The organism is Adhaeribacter aerolatus, assembly GCF_007991635.1.
Classification (GTDB): domain Bacteria; phylum Bacteroidota; class Bacteroidia; order Cytophagales; family Hymenobacteraceae; genus Adhaeribacter; species Adhaeribacter aerolatus.
The window spans coordinates 1-18,986 of sequence record NZ_BJYS01000021.1; the positions used below are offsets into that span (position 1 = coordinate 1).

Annotated in this window: 19 protein-coding genes; 1 reads left to right on the plus strand and 18 read right to left on the minus strand. The window is 47.2% G+C overall.

Going from position 1 to position 18,986, the window contains the following annotated elements:
* Nucleotides 1-296 precede the first annotated feature (296 nt).
* Entirely contained in the window at nucleotides 297-485 is a 189-nt protein-coding gene (locus AAE02nite_RS14260) for a hypothetical protein (RefSeq protein WP_146898571.1), read from the plus strand.
* 123 nt (nucleotides 486-608) lie between these two features.
* On the opposite strand, the gene AAE02nite_RS14265 is transcribed toward AAE02nite_RS14260, so the two are convergent.
* From AAE02nite_RS14265 to AAE02nite_RS14350, 18 genes are all read right to left on the minus strand, one after another.
* Entirely contained in the window at nucleotides 609-1,262 is a 654-nt protein-coding gene (locus AAE02nite_RS14265; protein ID WP_146898574.1) for an NADPH-dependent F420 reductase, read from the minus strand.
* Nucleotides 1,263-1,307: 45 nt separating this feature from the next.
* Nucleotides 1,308-1,556 (minus strand): hypothetical protein, encoded by a 249-nt coding sequence (locus AAE02nite_RS14270; protein WP_146898577.1) that lies wholly within the window; start codon nucleotides 1,554-1,556, stop codon nucleotides 1,308-1,310.
* Between the two features lie 21 nt (nucleotides 1,557-1,577).
* Nucleotides 1,578-2,174, minus strand: a complete 597-nt coding sequence (locus AAE02nite_RS14275; protein WP_146898580.1) for a hypothetical protein — start codon at nucleotides 2,172-2,174, stop codon at nucleotides 1,578-1,580.
* A 214-nt stretch (nucleotides 2,175-2,388) separates the two neighbouring features.
* Nucleotides 2,389-3,840 carry an NADH-quinone oxidoreductase subunit N gene (locus AAE02nite_RS14280; protein ID WP_146898583.1) on the minus strand — a complete coding sequence of 484 codons (1,452 nt, stop codon included), beginning with the start codon at nucleotides 3,838-3,840 and terminating at the stop codon, nucleotides 2,389-2,391.
* The gene (nuoM, locus tag AAE02nite_RS14285) at nucleotides 3,827-5,404 is read right to left on the minus strand and encodes an NADH-quinone oxidoreductase subunit M (protein ID WP_146898586.1); all 1,578 of its coding nucleotides are present in this window, start codon (nucleotides 5,402-5,404) and stop codon (nucleotides 3,827-3,829) included. Before nuoM ends, AAE02nite_RS14280 begins: the two co-directional genes overlap by 14 nt.
* A complete protein-coding gene (gene nuoL / locus AAE02nite_RS14290; protein ID WP_146898589.1) occupies nucleotides 5,401-7,293 on the minus strand; it encodes an NADH-quinone oxidoreductase subunit L in 1,893 nt (630 codons plus the stop codon). Before nuoL ends, nuoM begins: the two co-directional genes overlap by 4 nt.
* 2 nt (nucleotides 7,294-7,295) lie before the next feature.
* Entirely contained in the window at nucleotides 7,296-7,604 is a 309-nt protein-coding gene (nuoK, locus tag AAE02nite_RS14295; RefSeq protein WP_146898592.1) for an NADH-quinone oxidoreductase subunit NuoK, read from the minus strand.
* Nucleotides 7,601-8,128, minus strand: coding sequence for an NADH-quinone oxidoreductase subunit J (gene nuoJ / locus AAE02nite_RS14300; RefSeq protein WP_146898595.1), 528 nt, complete (start codon nucleotides 8,126-8,128; stop codon nucleotides 7,601-7,603). The genes nuoK and nuoJ overlap by 4 nt, the downstream gene beginning before the upstream one ends.
* Before the next feature lie 4 nt (nucleotides 8,129-8,132).
* A complete protein-coding gene (gene nuoI, locus AAE02nite_RS14305) occupies nucleotides 8,133-8,648 on the minus strand; it encodes an NADH-quinone oxidoreductase subunit NuoI (protein ID WP_146898598.1) in 516 nt (171 codons plus the stop codon).
* A 112-nt stretch (nucleotides 8,649-8,760) separates the two neighbouring features.
* Entirely contained in the window at nucleotides 8,761-9,726 is a 966-nt protein-coding gene (gene nuoH / locus AAE02nite_RS14310; protein WP_146898602.1) for an NADH-quinone oxidoreductase subunit NuoH, read from the minus strand.
* Complete coding sequence (gene nuoG / locus AAE02nite_RS14315; RefSeq protein ID WP_146898605.1) at nucleotides 9,696-12,428, minus strand: NADH-quinone oxidoreductase subunit NuoG; 2,733 nt, start codon at nucleotides 12,426-12,428, stop codon at nucleotides 9,696-9,698. The genes nuoH and nuoG overlap by 31 nt, the downstream gene beginning before the upstream one ends.
* A gap of 3 nt (nucleotides 12,429-12,431) precedes the next feature.
* Nucleotides 12,432-13,706: an NADH-quinone oxidoreductase subunit NuoF gene (gene nuoF, locus AAE02nite_RS14320; protein ID WP_146898610.1), complete on the minus strand. Its 1,275-nt coding sequence runs from the start codon at nucleotides 13,704-13,706 to the stop codon at nucleotides 12,432-12,434.
* Between the two features lie 33 nt (nucleotides 13,707-13,739).
* Nucleotides 13,740-14,204 (minus strand): NADH-quinone oxidoreductase subunit NuoE, encoded by a 465-nt coding sequence (nuoE, locus tag AAE02nite_RS14325; RefSeq protein ID WP_146898614.1) that lies wholly within the window; start codon nucleotides 14,202-14,204, stop codon nucleotides 13,740-13,742.
* A gap of 123 nt (nucleotides 14,205-14,327) precedes the next feature.
* On the minus strand, nucleotides 14,328-16,079 hold the full coding sequence (gene nuoC / locus AAE02nite_RS14330) for an NADH-quinone oxidoreductase subunit C/D (RefSeq protein WP_146898618.1): 1,752 nt from the start codon (nucleotides 16,077-16,079) through the stop codon (nucleotides 14,328-14,330).
* A 353-nt stretch (nucleotides 16,080-16,432) separates the two neighbouring features.
* Nucleotides 16,433-16,954 (minus strand): VOC family protein, encoded by a 522-nt coding sequence (locus tag AAE02nite_RS14335; RefSeq protein WP_146898622.1) that lies wholly within the window; start codon nucleotides 16,952-16,954, stop codon nucleotides 16,433-16,435.
* 71 nt (nucleotides 16,955-17,025) lie between these two features.
* The gene (locus AAE02nite_RS14340) at nucleotides 17,026-17,664 is read right to left on the minus strand and encodes an NADH-quinone oxidoreductase subunit B (RefSeq protein ID WP_146898626.1); all 639 of its coding nucleotides are present in this window, start codon (nucleotides 17,662-17,664) and stop codon (nucleotides 17,026-17,028) included.
* Nucleotides 17,645-18,091: an NADH-quinone oxidoreductase subunit A gene (locus AAE02nite_RS14345; protein WP_146898629.1), complete on the minus strand. Its 447-nt coding sequence runs from the start codon at nucleotides 18,089-18,091 to the stop codon at nucleotides 17,645-17,647. Before AAE02nite_RS14345 ends, AAE02nite_RS14340 begins: the two co-directional genes overlap by 20 nt.
* An 88-nt stretch (nucleotides 18,092-18,179) precedes the next feature.
* Nucleotides 18,180-18,620 carry a CBS domain-containing protein gene (locus tag AAE02nite_RS14350; protein WP_146898632.1) on the minus strand — a complete coding sequence of 147 codons (441 nt, stop codon included), beginning with the start codon at nucleotides 18,618-18,620 and terminating at the stop codon, nucleotides 18,180-18,182.
* Between the last annotated feature and the right edge of the window lie 366 nt (nucleotides 18,621-18,986).

Genomic DNA, 18,986 nt, shown 5'->3' on the forward strand with positions numbered 1-18,986 from the left:
AGTTTGGTGAAGCACTAGTAGAGAGACGACATGAAATTTAGTTTAGACCGACCTGTTTCAAAGCCAACGAAGTCATTAGCTTAATTTCTCTATTGTTCCTGTAAAAAAATGTATTTCCTTAATTAAATTCTATAATTTCTCAGAATTACTACGTAATGAAGGTGAAACTACTTAAAGAGAAAATTGAAGTAGATACTTAATTTGATTCGTTCAATACTGATTTAAGGGCATAACAGGCACTCTTTCTGGCCTGATTTGATTAAATTTATAGGATAAAATTAAGGAGAATAGGAACCATGAAGAAAGAAAAAGAAGCCCCTGCCTTTCCTATCAGAATCGAGAATTTTGATCAGTACGAAATAACCGATTGCTCAGCAATTTTAAGATACCTGGAATCGGTAGAAGCCAATAAAGTAAAAGATCAGGACTACCAAAAGATTGCTGATCGGGCCGAGCGCCGGATCAACTACATGATGTTTGAATAGAAAGTCGGCTTGTTCCAGGAATATTTACTCTCTGAAAGATATATGATTTCTCGGAGCAAGCATTAACTTTCTATATCTAATCCTTCCCTGATTTTACCCGCAGCAGTTTGTCTGCCATCTAGGTCAGGAAACCACTTTTAAATTAAAGTTCGGCGTTTGTAAATAGCCGTACAAGCGCACCCACAAGGGTAATATCATTTCGGTGGCCCGCGCATTGGTAATATCGCCTAAATCAATAATAGAAGTCCAGTTAAAATCTTGCTGTAACATTTGTATTACGCGCTCCTTAGCAGCTTTATCGTTGCCGCAAATAAACAAATCGTGCTCTCCGGCTACTAAAGAGGCATCTACCATTAAATTGCAGTTTACGGTATTCAGCGTTTTAACTACTTTGGTTTCCGGAAAAGCTTTCTGAATTTCTTCGCCCAGCGAAGTAGTATTGGCAAACTCCGGAATGAGCGTGGGGGGCATGCCTCTGGAAAAATCCAGCGGATTTGCTACATCAAGCAATATTTTACCGGCCAGGTTTGCGGCGCCGGCTTGTTGCAAAGCGGCCAGCGAAGCATCGCCTTTGGTGCAGTTAAAAATTATTTCGCCAAAAGCGGCAGCATCGGTAAATGTACCTTGCGAGGCGTTTGCCCCGGCTTGCTTTACCCATTCAATGGCCTTAGGGTTATCGGCGGCACGGCTGCCTAATTTAACCTCGTGATTTAATTTTATAAGCTTAGAACCAATGGTTGTTCCAACCATTCCGGTCCCCAGAATACCTATTTTCATTTCAATTTAAATTGTCTGTTATTTCGCACATAATTAAAAATTGAATTACCATAGCCCATCTGGGTCACCGGCTGGTGCATCTTCAACAGCGCTACCTTGTTCTAAAGAACCGGTATCGAAATTGTCTAATTCTTTAGCAATTCTTGAGGCGCTTTCAGCGGCTTTTTCCGCTGCTCTAGCCGCTTCAGACGCCTTTTCAGCAGCTTCTTGAGCTTCTCTGGCCGCCCTTTCCGCTGCTTCTTGTACTAGCTTTAATGCTTTATTTTCTTCGTTAGAATTGTCCGGAGTCACCATCTTTTTATAGAATTATTATAATTATTGAATTATTATAGAACTATCCTTTATGGTAAATTTTATATCGTTTATGTTAAATTGCTTTGTTTTTGAGTTGAAGTTTATAATAAGCCCATTCTTCTTTTTATTCGGGGACTTTTGATTCTCCTGGTAAATATTTACTCCGGTAAAATACCCGAAAAATATAAGCCCTAAAATAAAACAGGCAATTGCCAAGTATCGAAGTCTCCTTAATATAACTTTGCTGCTTTTTAAAATGGTATTTGTCTGCGATTTGATAGTTGTCGCTTCTGCCTGGGTTATGGTATCAGCATCGTTAAATTTATTTTGCTGAATCTGAAAAGTATCAACGGCAAACCACAATTTATCACTGGCATAAGCAGATCTGATAAAGGTAAACATCATAATACCCGTTGCAAGTGTAATAAATCCCCAACTGGTAAAAAGCAATTGTAAATAAATAGCAGTTTCTATTTTAACAATATCTTTGATAAAGGTTATAGAAAAAGCCAGGGTACCAGTCGAAATAAAAAGAAAGTTCTTCTCAAATTCGGCTAAATCCCTTGATAAAGAATTGTAAAGGCGGGCTTTATATTCCTTTAATTCTTTAATGGTCATTGAATTGCTAGGTGCAGGAGGCGTGGTGGGCTGCCTGAAAAGAGAGATAATAGTACCCCAAATGTTTCTCCTTCTGGGAAAAGCCATTACTGAAATTTTTTGTGGAATAAAGAATATATGTTATATGGCTTGAAAAATAATCAATGTGTTTAACTGATTTGATTATTCAAAGGAGGCCTTAATCCTATCTCAGCGCAAAGAAGCTAACTCTAAGCTAAAAAGTAGTCATAAAAGTAGCCAGCAAGCCCCGGATAAGTTGGACCAGACTGGTAGGATAAACGCCAATCCAAACCATTAGCAAAGCCAGAATAGCCATGGTGGCACCACTGGCGAAGGATAAAGCCGGATGCAATACTTTGCGCCGTTCTGTAGTAGCTTCGGTTTGGGCAAACATAGCCGCAATTACTTTTATATAATAATATAAACCTATCACACTGTTCAGCACGAGCATCAACACTAATAGCCACTGCTGGGTATTTACGCCGGAAGCCAGAATATAAAACTTACCCACGAAGCCCGCCGTGAGCGGAATGCCGGCTAAAGAAAGCAGCATAGCGGTGAATATGGCCGCCGTAGCCGGCCGACGCCAGAATAATCCGCGATAATCTTCCAGCTGGTCAGCGTCGCGTTCGGTATCGGATAAGAGTGCTACCACCCCAAATGCACCCATACTGGTAATAAAATAGGCTACCAGGTAAAAACTAACCGCCTCCACACCCAAGCGATTACCGGCTAAGAAGGCTACCAGTATATAACCCAAATGGGCAATGGAAGAATAAGCCAGCAGCCGTTTAATATTGTGCTGCCGGAGGGCCAGTAAATTGCCCGCCAGCATGGAGGCAATGGCAATAATGGTAAATATCAGCATCAGGTTTGCGTAGCGGTAAGCATCGGCCTGGGAGAAGAACCGAATCAAGAGGCCCATCATACCGCCTTTGGAAACGGTGGCAATAAAAGCCGTTACGGGTGCGGGCGCGCCTTCGTACACATCGGGAGCCCACATGTGAAAAGGTACAATGCCCAGCTTAAACCCAATGCCTACTATCATCAGCCCAAAACCGGTAAGCAGCAGCAGCGGCAATTCCGTAACAGATTTCAGATAAACGCCAATTTCGGGGAAAGACATGGTGCCGGTAACGGCATAAACCAAGGCCATCCCGAATAATAAAAACGCCGAGGACAAGGCTGCCAAAATTAAATATTTAATGCCGGCTTCGTCGGAGCGTTCGCGGGTACGCAGGTAAGCAATAAGCGAATACAGGGCTACGCTTAATACTTCAAGCCCCAGGAAAAGCGCCATAAAATGCTGGCTGATAACCAATACGCAAGCGCCAAGGGTAGCTAGAATTAGCAACAGGTAATACTCTTCTTTGCGTTCTTCGCGCTGCTCAAAATAAGCATACGACAGCAGGGTGACAAACAAGGAGGTAAGTAATATCAGACCCAGGTTAAATATTCCCCAGCCATCCATTACAAAAAAAGGCGGAATCTGATAAGAACTGCCATTAAGCTGCAAAAGCGTGAAAACGGCTACCAGGTGCGCCACGATGGTGATGCCGAAGATAATTTTGTGGTTTCGTTTTACCGCCACTACCAGCATGTTCAGGGTAGCAGCTCCTACCAAAATGAGCAGCGGCATCAGAAAATATAAATCACTTAAGCGCATGAATTCCTCCTTTCGTATTGAGTAAACTTACTGTATCAGCGGGTAGGGTTTGCATCGTCACTTGGGCCGGTGTTTCGGGTTTAATGGTCGGTTTTTTATAAGCTTCCAGTTGCTCATCTACCGAAGGTTTGGCCCGGTCCAGCACGGGTTGGGGATATAAGCCCAGCCAAAGAATAGCCAGAACCAAAGGCAAAGCAATAAGCACTTCCCGGAAAGAAAAATCGGTTAATGGGTGTTCCGTTTTATTTTTGCCCAGGAATACTTTTTGCAAAATCCGGAGCGAATAAACCGTGGCTGCCACCAAACCAATCGTAGCAAAAATGGTCAGGAGATTGTTGGCCTGCCAACTACCTACCAGCGTTAAGAACTCCGCAATAAAATTGCCTAAACCGGGTAAGCCCAAAGAGGCCATCGCAAAAACTAAAGCAAAAACGCCCATCTTCGGAATAGCCGGCCAGAAGCCACCCATTTGCCGGATGTCGCGGGTGTGCAGGCGCTCGTAGAGGAAGCCGGCCATTATAAATAAAGCACCGGTGCTGATGCCATGGGTAATCATTTGCATCACCACTCCCTGAAAAGCCCATTCGTTAAAAGAAAACACACCTAATATTACAAAACCCATGTGGCTGACGCTGGTGTAGGCAATCAGCCGTTTCAGGTCGGTTTGGGAGAAAGCCAGGATAGCGCCGTATAAAATGCCCACCACACCCAGCAGCATAGCCCAAGGAGCGAAAGACTGGGCGGCATCCGGAAATAAAGGAATAACAAAGCGCAGCAAGCCGTAAGCCCCCGTTTTTAACAGCAAACCGGCCAAGATAACGCTACCGGCCGTGGGCGCTTCGGAGTGGGCATCGGGTAGCCAGGAGTGGAACGGCACTACGGGCAGTTTTACCAGGAAAGCCATCAGGAAACCTGCCATCAACCACGGACCAATATTCGGGGGAAAAGTAGTGCCTAATAAATCGAAATAATTAAAGGTGTATGTGCCAGTGTTTGCCCCGTGAATAAAGTACAAGCCCAGAATAGAAAGTAGCATTAAAAGCCCGCTAGCCTGGGTAAAGATGAAAAATTTATAAGCCGCGTACATCCGATTGGCGTGGCCCCAGATACCAATCAGGAAGTACATGGGTATCAGCATAACTTCCCAGAAAAAGTAAAACAAAAATAAATCCATGGTGAGGAATACCCCTGAGATACCCGCCAGCACCCACAAAATATTAAAATGAAAAAAGCCCACTTTGGTTTTTATTTCGCGCCACGAAACCAGGATTGCCAATAAACCTAGGAAGAAGGTGAGCAGCAGCATGAGTAAACTCAAACCATCGAGCGCCAGCGAAAAACTAACACCCCATTGCGGCACCCAGGGCACCTCGTAGCGCATCATCCAGTTGGTGGCTTTAACCGTGGTAGTTGGGTTATTTAGCCAAAGTGAAATAGTAAGCAAAAAACTCGCCAGCGTAGTGAGCAAGGCAATCCACCGGGAAAAGTTAGCGTTAAACCGTCCGGCTACCCAGGCTAATATACCCCCAACCATCAGCAAAACAATGAGCAAGGCTAGTATCATGGCAGTAAACTTAAGGTGATTATTAGAAGCGCCCCCACTACCACGCCCATCATGTACCAGCGCAAAATGCCGCTTTGGGTTCGGGCTAAGCCCTGGTTAAGGCCGCGCGCGAGTGCTGCCAGCGCCGCGTATATTTTATCTATAAAATCGTTTTTGTTAACAGTAGCCAGGAATACAAATGGTCGCACAAAAAGGGTATCATATAATTTATCAAAGCCCCAGCCGGAATACCAGAACCGGTGAATAGCCATGGCTAAACCCGATTGCTCCAGATTGGTTTGCAATGCTGGTTTTTGGAGGTAAAATACGTACGCCAGGTAAACACCGCTCAGTGAAACTACTGCCGCTACTAACTGAAACATCCACTCCGAGTTAACTATAGCTTCATTGGCATGAATGGCCGGCAGCATGGGCGTCAGGAAGTCGGAGAATAATACCACGTGCCCGAAATTATGCGGTAATTCTATAAAACCCCCAACCAGCGAGAGCACCGCCAAAATTATTAGCGGCACCGTAATGATTGGGCCGGGTGGATGCGCCACGTGGGTCTTGGGATCGCCGTAGAACGTAATAAAAACCATCCGGAAAGTATAAATAGAGGTAATAAAAGCACCCGCGAGCCCAGCGGCGTACAACCAGGTGTTCCCCCGCTCCCCGGCCAGGGCATACCATAATATTTGGTCTTTGCTGTAGAAACCGGCCGTTATTAAAGGTAAGGCCGCCAGCGAGGCGGAGCCAATCAGGAAGGTCCAGAAAACGGCTGGCAATAATTTGTGCAGGCCGCCCATTCGGAACATATTCTGCTCGTGGTGCAGCGAAATAATAATGGCGCCTGCACTTAAGAAAAGCAGGGCTTTGAAAAAGGCATGAATCATAAAATGAAAGATACCGGCCGACCAGGCACCTACACCCAAAGCCAGAAACATGTAGCCAATCTGGCTGATGGTGGAGTAAGCCAATACTCGTTTTAGGTCCGATTGGGTAAGGGCAGCGCAACCGGCCAATAATAAAGTTATGGCGCCGATTATGGCTACTGTAAGCATCGCTACCGGCGCTAACTCAAATATTACATGCATGCGGGTAATCAGGTAAACGCCCGCCGTAACCATGGTAGCCGCGTGGATAAGCGCACTCACGGGGGTGGGGCCGGCCATAGCGTCCGGCAACCAGGTTTGCAGCGGTAACTGCCCAGATTTACCTACGGCGCCGCCAAGTAATAAAAAGGAGATAATGACGGCTGCCTGGGAACCTACCGCCCAGGTTTGGGGCGCTTCGGCCGCAATGGTTTGGATGTGCAGCGTACCAAATAGCTGAAAGAGCATAAACAACCCGATAGCCATAGCCGTATCGCCGACCCGGGTAATAATAAAAGCTTTGCGGGCCGCATAGCCATTAGCCGGTTCTTTGTACCAGAAGCCAATCAGCAGGTAACTGCACAAGCCCACGCCTTCCCAGCCCAGGTATAACAATAAAAGATTATCGGCCAGCACCAGCACCAGCATAGAGCCTACAAACAAATTCATGTAGGCAAAAAAGCGGGCAAATCCATCGTCATCGGCCATGTAAGCCGTGGAGTACAGGTGAATGAGAAAGCCAACAAAGGTGATTACGAAAATGAAAACCATCGATAATGCATCGAGGTGGAAAGCAATGCCCGGACTAAAACCAGCCACACTAAACCATTGCCAGACTACCTGATGGTACACCGGCTCGGTAGGGCCCGACGACAAAAACTGACTACCCAGAATTAAGGTAATTAATGCGGATACGCCTAAACTGCCTACGCCTACCACCGATACCAGGGCGCGGGAGAGGCGGGTGCCGGTAAGAATCAGGATAAGGGCACCGGCAAAGGGCAAAGCAGGAACTAACCAGAGTAGATTTTCCATAATTATCCGTTCATTACATTAGCCGCATCGCTGTCGAGGGTTTTTAAATTATGATAGAGCTGCAGGATTAAAGCCAGCCCAACCGAAACTTCGGCGGCGGCCATCGTGATGATGAAGATGAACATAACCTGGCCTTCGGGTTGTATCCAACGGGCACCGGCTACAATAAAGGCCAGCCCGGCCGCATTCAGCATTATTTCCACGGATATCAGCATGAAAATAATATTGCGCCGGATGAGCACACTAATTAAACCAATAATGAAAAGGATGCCGGCCAGTAATAAACCTTGTTCCATGGGTATGGTATTCATGCTTCGGTCCTTTCTAAAAAGCGGTGAACAATTTTTTTCTTTTGCCGGCCCAGGTGATAAGCTCCCACAATACCTGCCATCAAAAGCATACCACTTAATTCAACCCCCAGAATATAAGGCCCGAAAAGGGCCATACCCACGGCTTTGGCTTCTACTGGTTGCGTGGCAACTGCAGATGTTTCGGACGCCATAAAAATATAGGCCAACTCAGCGAGCAATATTAACGACAGCACGGCCGGCCCAATCCAGACGCTGGGCTTCAGCCATTCTTTTTCGTGCTGCACATCTTCGTGGGTCAGGTTCAGCATCATAATCACGAAAATGATAAGTACCACAATGGCCCCGGCGTAAATAATAATTTCGAGCGCAGCCATAAAGGGTGCTCCCAGCGTAAAGAAAACGACGGCAATGGCCATAAAAGAAACCACCAGGTAAAGCAGGGCATGAATAAGGTTGTATTGGGTTACTACCAGGATAGTAGCGATAATGGCAACAGCAGCGGCCAGGTAGAAAGTCAGTTCCATCGGATTAAGGAATTAAGCTTTTTACATCTACCGGCGGGTTCTCATTAATGGCTTCGCCTTTTCCTTTGCCCCCAATAGCCATGCCCGCTACTTTATAATAATTGTAACCAGGATATTTGCCCTGGCTATCGATGAGTAAATCCTTTTTCTCATAAACCAGGTTCTGGCGGTTATATTCAGCCATTTCGAAGTCAGGTATGAGTTGAATGGCATAGGTAGGACAAGCTTCTTCACAGAAACCACAGAAAATGCAGCGCGAAAAATTAATCCGGAAAAATTCGGGGTAGCGGCGGCCGGTTTCGTCCTCGGTAGCTTGCAGCGAAATACAATCTACGGGGCAGGCAGCCGCACAAAGGTAACAACCTACGCAGCGTTCGCCCATATCGGGGTCTCGGGTAAGTACAATGCGACCCCGCCAGCGCGGAAATAATTTGGCTTTCTCTTCCGGGTACTGGATGGTATCGCGCTTATGAAACGCGTGCAGAAACGTGAGGCCCATACTACGTAAAATACTAAACATATCAGCTCCTTTCTTTTTTATTTAGTATCAGGTATCTGGTAGTAAGTATCAGGTATCTGATATTTTATTGTTTATTTCTTTTGAATACTGTCTTGCTACTAACTACCCTATATTAATTACCATTCTGCAATAACACAATAGCCGCAGTTACCAGCAGGTTTACCAGGGTTAAGGGCAGTAATATTTTCCAGCCGAATTCCATTAACTGGTCGTAGCGGGGGCGGGGTAAAGATGCCCGCAACAGAATAAATATGCTGATGAAAACAAAAGTTTTTAAGGCAAACCAAACCACCGGGGGCAGGAAAGCCGGACCCAGCCAGCCGCCAAAGTATAGCGCTACTACCATGCACGATATAAGCGTAATGCCCAAATATTCCCCCACAAAGAAAATCCCGAATTTCATGCCTGAATATTCGGAGTGGAAACCCGCAATCAGTTCGCTTTCGGCTTCGGGTATATCGAAGGGCAGGCGGTGAGTTTCGGCTACGCCGGCAATAAAGAAAATAACAAAACCGATTACTTGGGGCACCACAAACCACATGCCCCGCTGGGCTTCCACAATCTCCCGTATGTTAAAAGAGCCGGATAACAGCACCACGCCCATTAAGGCCAAACCCATGAAAACTTCGTAGGAAATCATTTGGGCAGCCCCGCGCATGGCCCCCAGCAAGGCATATTTATTATTAGATGCCCAGCCACCCAGAATAATACTGTATGCGCCCATCGACGACATGGCCAGGAAGAATAAGATGCCAATATTCAGGTCGGCCACCACAATACCCGGAGCAAACGGAATAATTACAAAGCTCAGCAGCACGGTTACCATTACAATAGCCGGAGCCAGCACAAAAACCACTTTGTCGGCAAAAGGTGGTATCCAATCTTCTTTAAACAAAAGCTTCAGCGTATCGGCCAGCACAATAAACAGCCCGAAAGGTCCGGCCCGGTTAGGACCGTAGCGGTCCTGCCACAGCGCCAGCATGCGGCGCTCTACCCAGATGAGTCCGGCGGCTACGTTCATCATCACGAACAGTACACCACCTACAATCAGGAAATAATTTGGGGCTGATGCTTCCATGTTGTTTCTTGTTTAAAGATTTGGGCCCAGGCGGGTATTTCTTCGTAGGGCACGCCCGGTAAACCCAGGGGTAAACCGGCGGTGCCTTTGGTTATATCATCATTAATTTTTACCGGCAACCGGAAAATCTGCTTATTCACCGCAAACTCCAGAACCTTACCTGCTTCCAGCTGGAATGCTCTAGCATCCTCGGTGCAAATGGCCACATAAGGATCCGGCGCTCTTTCGGCAATACCCGGCGAGATAATACTCAGTTCTTCGCTGCCAAAAATATGGTAAAGGGGCACCAGAAATAAATGATGGTGCAGCGGTTTAAAATCTTCCGGCACTTCGGCATAATAATGGAAACTTGCCCCAGGCTGATTTATTAACCGGACACCGGGGTCGCCGTGGCGCAGGTGCCCGCCTACTTCTTCCTGGTATTTATGAACCGACTGCATGGAGTTCCAACCCGGCGACCAGAAAAAAGGAATAATAGAGGAAGGGGGCTGTCCGCGGTAGCCTTCCATGGTAAACGATAAGGGAGCATCCGGATCTTCGGGTGGTTTGGGTTCGCTTACGTTATGGTTGGCCAGCATGGCGGTGCGGCCGCTGTAACGGTGCGACTCACGGGGTATTTTCTGCCCGGCAATCCGGAATCCGGCGGGTGGCGCTACTGCTTCCAGGCCTTTAAATTGCTGGTCGGCTTCTGCCAGGGCTGCCGTTATATCATCCAGGTTTTCCCAGTTGGTCAGGCTGGGATTACGCAAAGCTTTGCCTATCTGAATTAACCAGCGCCAGCTTTCCTGAATATCTTCAGGATTAGGATATACCTGGTAAAACCGCTGGGCCCGGCCTTCATTGTTTACCAGCGTGCCATCGGCCTCGGCAAAGGTACCGGCCGGTAAAACAATGGTGGCTTTATCGGTGGTGGCTTGGTGCAGGTGGTCCAGTACAATTACCTGTTTGGCTTTAGCCAGAAAATTTTCCACTACGCTTTTATCGGCAACCCGGTAAAGATTATTTTCCAGGATGATGACCGCATCGGCATAGTTGTTCTGAATGGCTTCGAAAGCCGACTCCAGTTTGTGGCCGCCCAGCATGGCTAATCCCAGGCTGTTGCACTCGGGTACCGTTAACATAATGCCGGTTCCGCCATTTTTTTCGGCTAAAGCAGCGGCTATGTTGGCAGCAGCTTTGAGTACGGCTTCGCTGCCACTGGAGCAACCCGAAATAATTAATGGTTTTTTGGCCGCCAGCAAAGCCTGGCTTATCTGATGAGCCATGGCCTGTTCCTCTTCCAAAAGATGCAGTACCGCCGGCGATTGCTGGCTGATTAAACTGGCAACGGAAAAACCCAGGCGGGCAATCGCATCCGGCGAAGCGTGGCAGATAGCGGTGGCTACTTCATCGAGCTTGGTAGCCGCTATGGAGGCAATAAACAAGGGACCGGTCTGATCCTGCACCAACTCCCGGGCGGCAGCATCCTGCCACAGCGGAATGGAAGCCTGCACCACCTGTTCCAGGGGCTTTTGCCGTACCGACTGCCTGACGAATAGGGCCAGCATGGGTGCGGTATTGGTCAGGTCTTCGCCCAGAATAAAAACAGCATCGGCCGATTCCGCTTCCCGCATGCTAATTACCCGTGCCGGGGTGTCCTGTAATATTTTCAGACTTAAATCAACCAAGTCATGATCGTTCTCCGATTCGCCCACGTGAAAGTTTTCTTCGCCCACCAAAGCTTTCAGGGCAAAGTTCGATTCGAGGGAAGCCCGCGGAGAGCCAATGCCAATTATCCGTGCCTGCCTTAATTCACCCCATATTTCCTGTAGCGCAACATCTTTGGTAACTGCTTCGGGGAGGTGGGTGCGTACTAGCGCTTTCCGGATGCGCGCTGGGCTGTTTACAAATTCATAACCAAAACGCCCGCGGTCGCAAATAAAATACCCGTTTACTTCGCCGTTGTACCGGCTGGTTATTTGCCGCAGCGAACCGTAACGCTCACCAGCCGAAATATTACAACCCAGGCTACAATGCTGGCACACCGAGGGAGCCATAGTTAAATCCCACTTGCGGGTATAATGCTGTTTCAGGGTTTTATCGGTGAACACTCCGGTGGGGCAGACCTCGGCCAGGTTGCCGCTGAACTCATTTTCCAAAACGCCGTTTTCGTGGCGGCCAAAGTACACGTGGTTATGGGCGGCAAACACGTCCAGGTCGTGGCCGCCGGCATAATCTTTATAAAACCGCACGCACCGGTAGCACTGGATGCAGCGGTTCATTTCGTGGTTCAGGAACGGTCCTAAATATTGATTCTGGTAGGTGCGTTTTTTGTACTCGTAGCGCCGGTAATTGTGGCCGGTCATTACGGTCATGTCCTGTAAATGGCAAGAACCACCTTCGTCGCAAACGGCGCAATCGTGCGGATGGTTGGTCATGAGCCACTCGATAACGTGCTCCCGGAACTCCTTCGCCTCCGGCTCATCCACGGAGAGCCGGATATTATCCCGCACCGGTTCCATGCACGACATAATCAGCCGGCCTTTGGTATCGTCTTCGTCTTTAAAAACTTTTACCGCGCACTGGCGGCAAGCTCCCACCGAGCCCATGGCCGGGTGCCAGCAGAAATAGGGAAGATTAATGCCCAGCGTGAGGCAGGCCTCCAGTAAATTTTTGCCAGGTTTTACCTCGTAGGGTACATTATCAATATAAATAGTAGCCATTGCCTACTTCCAGGGACATTGTTTTTCGTTGATGTGCCGTTCAAAATCCTCCCCGAAATATTTCAGGGCGCTCTGCAGGGGTTCCATTGCTCCGGGGGCCAGCGCACAAAATGTGTTGCCGGGGCCTAAAGCTTTGGTATGAAAATTAAGTAACTGTATGTCTTCGGGTTTACCTTCGCCGCGGTCCAGCGAAAGCAATATTTTTTCTACCCAGGGCAGTCCTTCGCGGCACGGGGTACAAAAGCCGCAGGATTCCTGCGCGAAAAAGTGCTGCAGGTTGTGCACAAAGCCCACGGGGCAGGTGTGATCGTCGAGGATAATCATGGTGCCGGTACCCATGCGGCTGCCGACGGCGGCAATGGACGGATAATCCATCGGCGTATCGAGGTGCTCTTCCACAAGGAAATCGGTGGAGGCGCCGCCCGGCAAGGCACCTTTAAAACGGTAGCCATTCTTCATGCCGCCGGCGTATTCTTCTATCAGTTCCCGCACCGTAACACCCATGGGTAATTCCCAGGCACCCGGTTTATTTACTTTGCCGCTGACGCCGTAAATTTTGGTGCCCGCATCGCCGGTGCGGCTTAAGCCTTTAAACCAGGCCGCGCCGTTATTTACAATGTGGGGCAAACAGCAAAGGGTTTCTACATTGTTTACAATAGTGGGTTTGCCAAATAAACCGCTTACCTGCGGAAAGGGTGGTTTGGCCCGGGGCGTGGCCCGTTTGCCTTCCAGGGCATTTAACAAAGCAGTTTCTTCGCCGCACATGTAACGGCCAACACCGGTATGCAGGTGCATTTCCAGGCTGTAGCCCGATCCCAGAATATTCTGGCCCAGGTAACCGGCCGCATAAGCTTCGTTTATGGCTTTCGTAATTTCCTGGGCAGCCTTCTTGTAGGCCCAGCGCAGAAAAACGTAGGAAATATCGGCCTGAATGGCGTAAGAGGCTACAATCATGCCCTCGATTAACTGGTGCGGATTGCCTTCTAATAAAATGCGGTCTTTAAATGTGCCGGGCTCCATTTCGTCGGCATTGGCTACTAAATATTTCGGCCGCGGTACCTCCGGCCCCATGGGTACAAAGCTCCATTTTAACCCCGTATTAAAGCCCGCCCCGCCGCGCCCCCGCAAATTAGAGTCCTTCACCAGGTTGGTTACACCTTCCGGGGTTAGTTCTTTTAATATTTTATGTACCGCCCGGTAGCCACCCACCTGCTCATACTCTTTTAAGCTGAGCGGTTTTCGGTCGGGGGTAATATGTTGGGTCAGGGGCTTTTCCATAGGTCAGGAGCCTGGGCTTTATTTATTCTCGTTCTAATTATATCTGCTTAATATTTCGTCTAATTCCTCGGGCGTAACATTCTGGTACAAATCGGGGCCCACCATCAGGGCCGGGGCGCAATCGCAGGTGCCCAGGCATACATTGGGCAGCAGCGTGAAGCGGCCGTCGGGCGTGGTTTGGCCGTATTTAATGCCCAGCTTTTGCATCAGGTGCTCCCGTATTTTTTCGTAACCCATTACCCAGCAGCTGATGCTGTCGCAGAGCAGAATCACGTGCCGGCCCACCGGTTGCCGGAAAATAAGGTTATAAAAGGTTGCCACGCTGTCCAGTTCCTCCGCCGAAACACCCAGGAAAGCGGCAGTATCTTTCAAGGACTCGTCGGATACCCAGCCCCGGTGCTGCTGCACAATTTTCAGGGCTTCAATACCAGCTGCCTTCCGGACCGGCACCAAACTGATTTCATGCTCTATCTGGGATACTTCTTCGGCGGTTAACATTTTTTTATTGTTGAATTGTTGAATTGTTGAATTGTTGAATTGTTGAATTGTTGAATTGTTGAATTGTTCTTTTTAGCAGTCCTTTTTATTTTTGGTTTAAGAGTGCTTTTTATATCAATTAAATTATCGGTCGATATCGGCTAGCACGTAGTCCATGGCACCGAGTATGGATAGTAAATCGGCCACGGTATAGCCGCGGGTGATATAGGGCAGCATTTGCATGTGCGGGAAGGATGGGGTGCGAATCCGGGCCCGGTAAGGCGAGGTATTGCCATCGCTGATTAAATAATAACTGTTGGCGCCTTTGGTAGCTTCGATGCAACTCATGGCTTCCCCGGCCGGAATAACCGGCCCCCAGCTTACATTTAAAAAGTGGGTAATGAGGGTTTCAATATCCTGCATCGTGTGTTTTTTCAGGGGGGGGGTAGTAAGCGGATGGTCGGCTTTATAAGGACCTTCGGGCATGTGTTTCAGGCATTGCTCGATGATGCGCAGGCTTTGCCGCATTTCTTCTACCCGCACCAGCGCTCTATCATAGCAATCGCCGTTCTGGCCGGTAGGAATATCAAAATCGAAGAATTCGTAACCGGAGTAAGGGCGTTTTTTACGGAAATCCCAGTCGGAGCCGCAGGCCCGCAGGTTAGCGCCGGTTACGCCCCATTCAATGGCTTCCTCCAGGGTAAAAATGCCAATGCCTTTGGTGCGGGCTTTAAACAGGCTGTTTTTTAATACCATGGCATCGTACTCTTTCAGCCGTTTCGGGAAATAATCCAGGAAGCTTTGCACCAAAGTTTCCCAGCCTTTGGGCAAATCTTGCGACAGGCCGCCAATCCGGAACCAGTTGGGGTGCATGCGCCCGCCGCAAACCGCTTCTACTACCTGAAATACTTTTTCGCGGTCGGAGAACATGTAGAAAACGGGGGAGAGCTGGCCTAAATCCTGGGCAAAGGTACCGTACCAAACCAGGTGACTGGCAATCCGGAAGAATTCGCACATCATTACCCGGATTACTTTTACCCGTTCCGGCACTTCAATGCCGGCCAGTTTCTCCACGGCCAATAAATAAGCCAGGTTGTTCATGACGCCACCCAGATAATCTACCCGGTCGGTGTAAGGAATGTAGGTATGCCAGGATTGACGTTCGCCCATTTTTTCGGCACCCCGGTGGTGGAAGCCAATTTCCGGTACCGCATCCACAATATCTTCGCCGTCTAGCTGCAGAATAATGCGCAGTACGCCGTGGGTGCCGGGGTGCTGCGGCCCAATATTCATAAACATGAAATCGCTGTCTTCGCTCTGGCGCTCCAAACCCCACTCTTCGGGCTTAAATAATAAAGCTTCCTGTTCGCGGTCTTCTTTTTCATCCCACAACCGGAATGGTCCCATTTCAGTAGCGCGGGCAGGGTGTTCTTTGCGGAGCGGGTGGCCTTCCCAGGTGCGGGGCATTAGGATGCGGGCCAGGTGCGGGTGCCCTTCGAATTTAATACCGAATAAATCGAATACTTCGCGCTCGTACCAGTTGGCATTAGCCCATAAACTGGTAATACTGGGAGCCGACGGATATTCCCCGAACAAACCAACTTTAATTCGGATAAAGCAATTGCCGGTGTAAGAAAAAAGGTGGTAAACCAAGGTAAAGTCCGCCTGCGGTACGTGGTTGGTGCTCCGGTTACGGGTTCTTTCATCTACCGCGGTTAAATCGTAGAGAAAAGTAAAAGGACTGAATATTTCGTATTTCAGGTACCGGAGAATTTTTTGCACCTGGCCCAAAGGAATCCAGAGGGTGAGGATTTCATCCTTGGTGGTCTGTTCGGTGAAAGTAGCATCACTAAAACGCGACTGCAATTGCTCCAATATAACACGGTTACTTTTCATGTTCCGGAGTCCTTTCGGGCTTTATCTTTTCTCTGATTTTTCTATAAAGTCATGTGGCGGTTTGAGGTATTTCCGTTGGTTCCAATAGCTTTTAATTAGCTATAATTTGTCTTTCTATGTTGCCGTGGCAGAATTATTATTCCCAGCTTCTAATTTTATTTTTGTACAGGCTATCGCAAGCGTTCCGCTCGTGATAGTTAATGCAAGAATTAATTATTTTATTAGGAAAATATATTGGTCTACCCGGTTAAAACCAGTTGAATCTTGGACATAACCAGGAAGCTCGCCGCTGTAATATTTCGGCGCTAATATTTTAAAAGAATATTTATATTAAAATCTGGTGTAAGCCTTGATTAAACCTGAACTACTCCATCCTTTAATTGCCTTACAAACTCAACTCCGGCATTGGTAACGCCAATTATTTCAGTAGCAACCCCAATTTCTTTATAAGTGTCAAAGTAGGCTACTTTAGCCACCGGCAGGGTTAAACCTTGAATTACAGAATAGCCTTTATTACTTAATTCCGAAACAGCTTTATTGAATCCCTCTTCTAATACTGTAAAAGCAATATGCTGTACGCCCCCTTCCGGATGTTTTTCGAGGAAATCCTGGTAAATACTTTGACCAGAAACCGGTTGAATTAACTCCAGAAGAGTATCACCTGAATATGCCATATAAAGATGAAAAGTATAGTTTCCCGGTTTCCCTTTATAAGTACCTTCTGTTTCTTCTGCTCGGATGTTTTCCATCTTCGCAAAGTTTAATACTCCTAAAACTTCTCTAAAAAACTTTTCTGAAGCTAGAATATCTTTTACTACCCAAGCAATTTGACTGAATCGTGAACCGAAAGTTGTGGTTTCTACATGTTTTTCCATAAATAATCTTTATGTTGAAAAATGTTTACAGTTAGTTCTATGTCACAACTTTAAAGTTCAATATGAATCTGTTATACTTCATCAGGTGAGCGGAATTCGGTCATTTGCTGCCTGTATTCCTCTTTTCGGGCTTTTACATCTATTTTCTCCGGCCTAATAATCCCCTGTTCCCCTACGGTCCAACTAAGCGGCCTTTTTTCTTTACCCACCGATTCCGACAACAGTACCAAACCTTCCATAAAAGCATCGGGGCGGGGTGGGCAGCCCGGTACATACAAATCAACGGGTAAAAATTTATCAACACCCTGCACCACACTATATATATCGTACATGCCGCCGGAGTTGGCGCAGGAACCCATCGAAATAACCCAGCGGGGCTCCATCATTTGCTCGTGCAGCCTTTTAATAATGGGCGCCATTTTTATAAATACCGTACCCGCAATAATCATCACGTCGGCTTCGCGGGGAGTACCCCGGATTACTTCGGCGCCAAAACGGGCCAAATCGTATTTAGGCGTCATGCTGGTGGCCATTTCCACAAAGCAGCAGGATAACCCAAAGTGAAAGGGCCACATCGAATTTTTCCGGCCCCAGGCTACCAAGCTTTGTACCGAACTCAGCATGATGCTTTGTTGTACGGTTTCCTCAAAAGACCCGGTACCTTTTACCGTATTGGCCGGAGTATCGGGTTTACTTAGCCACCATTTCATGCGGTTTGTCTTTAAGGGTTAGCTTCTTGTAGGCTTGCAATATTTTCTGGCCGTCCGGGCCAAAATCCAGGGCTCCGTTGCGCCATTCGTATATTAGCACCACTACCAAAATAGCAATAAATACCAGCACCCCAATGTAGCCGTACCAGCCCAGTTCCTGAAAAGCAATGGCCCAGGACAAGATAAAAACCGTTTCGACATCGAAGATGACGAAGAGCATGGCTATGAGGTAAAACTGCGAGGAAAAGCGGAGACGTGCCGAGCCGGTACTGACAATGCCGCCTTCGTAAGGTTCGTTGGTAGCTCGTTCGTTATGCCGGCCGCCCAACACATAAGAAACGATCAAAATAACGCCTACCAGGCTAAAGACAATAGCCGCGTAAAATAATAAAGGCCAAAATAAAGGACTGCTTGTGGTGGTGCTCAAAACAGATTCCCCTCCCGGGAATCGTTTGGATTTTGGTTATATCATAAAAGTGGTAATATATTAAGACACACTGATTTATATAAAATAATCAGCGACCGGAAATATAATGTTCTAAATCTTCGATAATGATTCTTTGTTCGTCCATAATAAACCGCACCACATCGCCCATCGAAATCAGGCCGGCCAATTCACCTTTTTCTAATACCGGTAAATGCCGGATGGTGCCGCCGCTGGTGCTGGTCATTATTTTCATACAATCTTCTATGGTGGTATCGGGCGTAACCGTGGCCGGGTGCTCGCTCATGATTTCTCTTACCAGGGTCTCTTTGGAGGCTTTTCCCCGTAATATAACTTTGCGGGCATAATCGCGTTCGGTAAAAATACCAATAAAATGGCCGTTATCTACTACCAGGAGGGCTCCCAGGTTATTTTCAACCATGAGTTCCAGCCCATTAAATACGGTGTCGTTGGGGCTGATGGAAAATACCAGATTTCCTTTTTTTTGTAAAATATTTCTAACCTTACTCATGCTGCCTCTCCTCCTCGAGAGCTTAAAGTATAAATATTATTGAGGTTGCATATTTCTGCGGTACAAAATCAGGGTGTAGAAAACGGTTAGTTCAAGATAGTATAATTTTTTTATAAAATGCAAATTTTTCAATAAATAAATATTTTAAGAGAGAAATATAAATAAATAACTGGGTAATAAAATTTTTGCTTTTAGTTAAAGCCAAGTACGTGTTAACCGCTGGCTGCATTAAATATTCGGCTAGATTCATTTGGGTAATTTTAATAGTTTACAGAAAGTTTTGTTCCTAATATTTACAAGTAATAAAGGAAAGAAAAAGGAATTAAGTTTATGCTTTTATACATGTTTAGTAAGGAGTTGATATTC

Coding starts and splice junctions, on each gene's coding strand:
- AAE02nite_RS14260 (WP_146898571.1), top strand. CDS start 297: ATGAAGAAAGAAAAAGAAGCCCCTGCCTTTCCTATCAGAATCGAGAAT.
- AAE02nite_RS14265 (WP_146898574.1), bottom strand. CDS start 1,262: ATGAAAATAGGTATTCTGGGGACCGGAATGGTTGGAACAACCATTGGT.
- AAE02nite_RS14270 (WP_146898577.1), bottom strand. CDS start 1,556: ATGGTGACTCCGGACAATTCTAACGAAGAAAATAAAGCATTAAAGCTA.
- AAE02nite_RS14275 (WP_146898580.1), bottom strand. CDS start 2,174: ATGACCATTAAAGAATTAAAGGAATATAAAGCCCGCCTTTACAATTCT.
- AAE02nite_RS14280 (WP_146898583.1), bottom strand. CDS start 3,840: ATGCGCTTAAGTGATTTATATTTTCTGATGCCGCTGCTCATTTTGGTA.
- nuoM (WP_146898586.1), bottom strand. CDS start 5,404: ATGATACTAGCCTTGCTCATTGTTTTGCTGATGGTTGGGGGTATATTA.
- nuoL (WP_146898589.1), bottom strand. CDS start 7,293: ATGGAAAATCTACTCTGGTTAGTTCCTGCTTTGCCCTTTGCCGGTGCC.
- nuoK (WP_146898592.1), bottom strand. CDS start 7,604: ATGAATACCATACCCATGGAACAAGGTTTATTACTGGCCGGCATCCTT.
- nuoJ (WP_146898595.1), bottom strand. CDS start 8,128: ATGGAACTGACTTTCTACCTGGCCGCTGCTGTTGCCATTATCGCTACT.
- nuoI (WP_146898598.1), bottom strand. CDS start 8,648: ATGTTTAGTATTTTACGTAGTATGGGCCTCACGTTTCTGCACGCGTTT.
- nuoH (WP_146898602.1), bottom strand. CDS start 9,726: ATGGAAGCATCAGCCCCAAATTATTTCCTGATTGTAGGTGGTGTACTG.
- nuoG (WP_146898605.1), bottom strand. CDS start 12,428: ATGGCTACTATTTATATTGATAATGTACCCTACGAGGTAAAACCTGGC.
- nuoF (WP_146898610.1), bottom strand. CDS start 13,706: ATGGAAAAGCCCCTGACCCAACATATTACCCCCGACCGAAAACCGCTC.
- nuoE (WP_146898614.1), bottom strand. CDS start 14,204: ATGTTAACCGCCGAAGAAGTATCCCAGATAGAGCATGAAATCAGTTTG.
- nuoC (WP_146898618.1), bottom strand. CDS start 16,079: ATGAAAAGTAACCGTGTTATATTGGAGCAATTGCAGTCGCGTTTTAGT.
- AAE02nite_RS14335 (WP_146898622.1), bottom strand. CDS start 16,954: ATGGAAAAACATGTAGAAACCACAACTTTCGGTTCACGATTCAGTCAA.
- AAE02nite_RS14340 (WP_146898626.1), bottom strand. CDS start 17,664: ATGAAATGGTGGCTAAGTAAACCCGATACTCCGGCCAATACGGTAAAA.
- AAE02nite_RS14350 (WP_146898632.1), bottom strand. CDS start 18,620: ATGAGTAAGGTTAGAAATATTTTACAAAAAAAAGGAAATCTGGTATTT.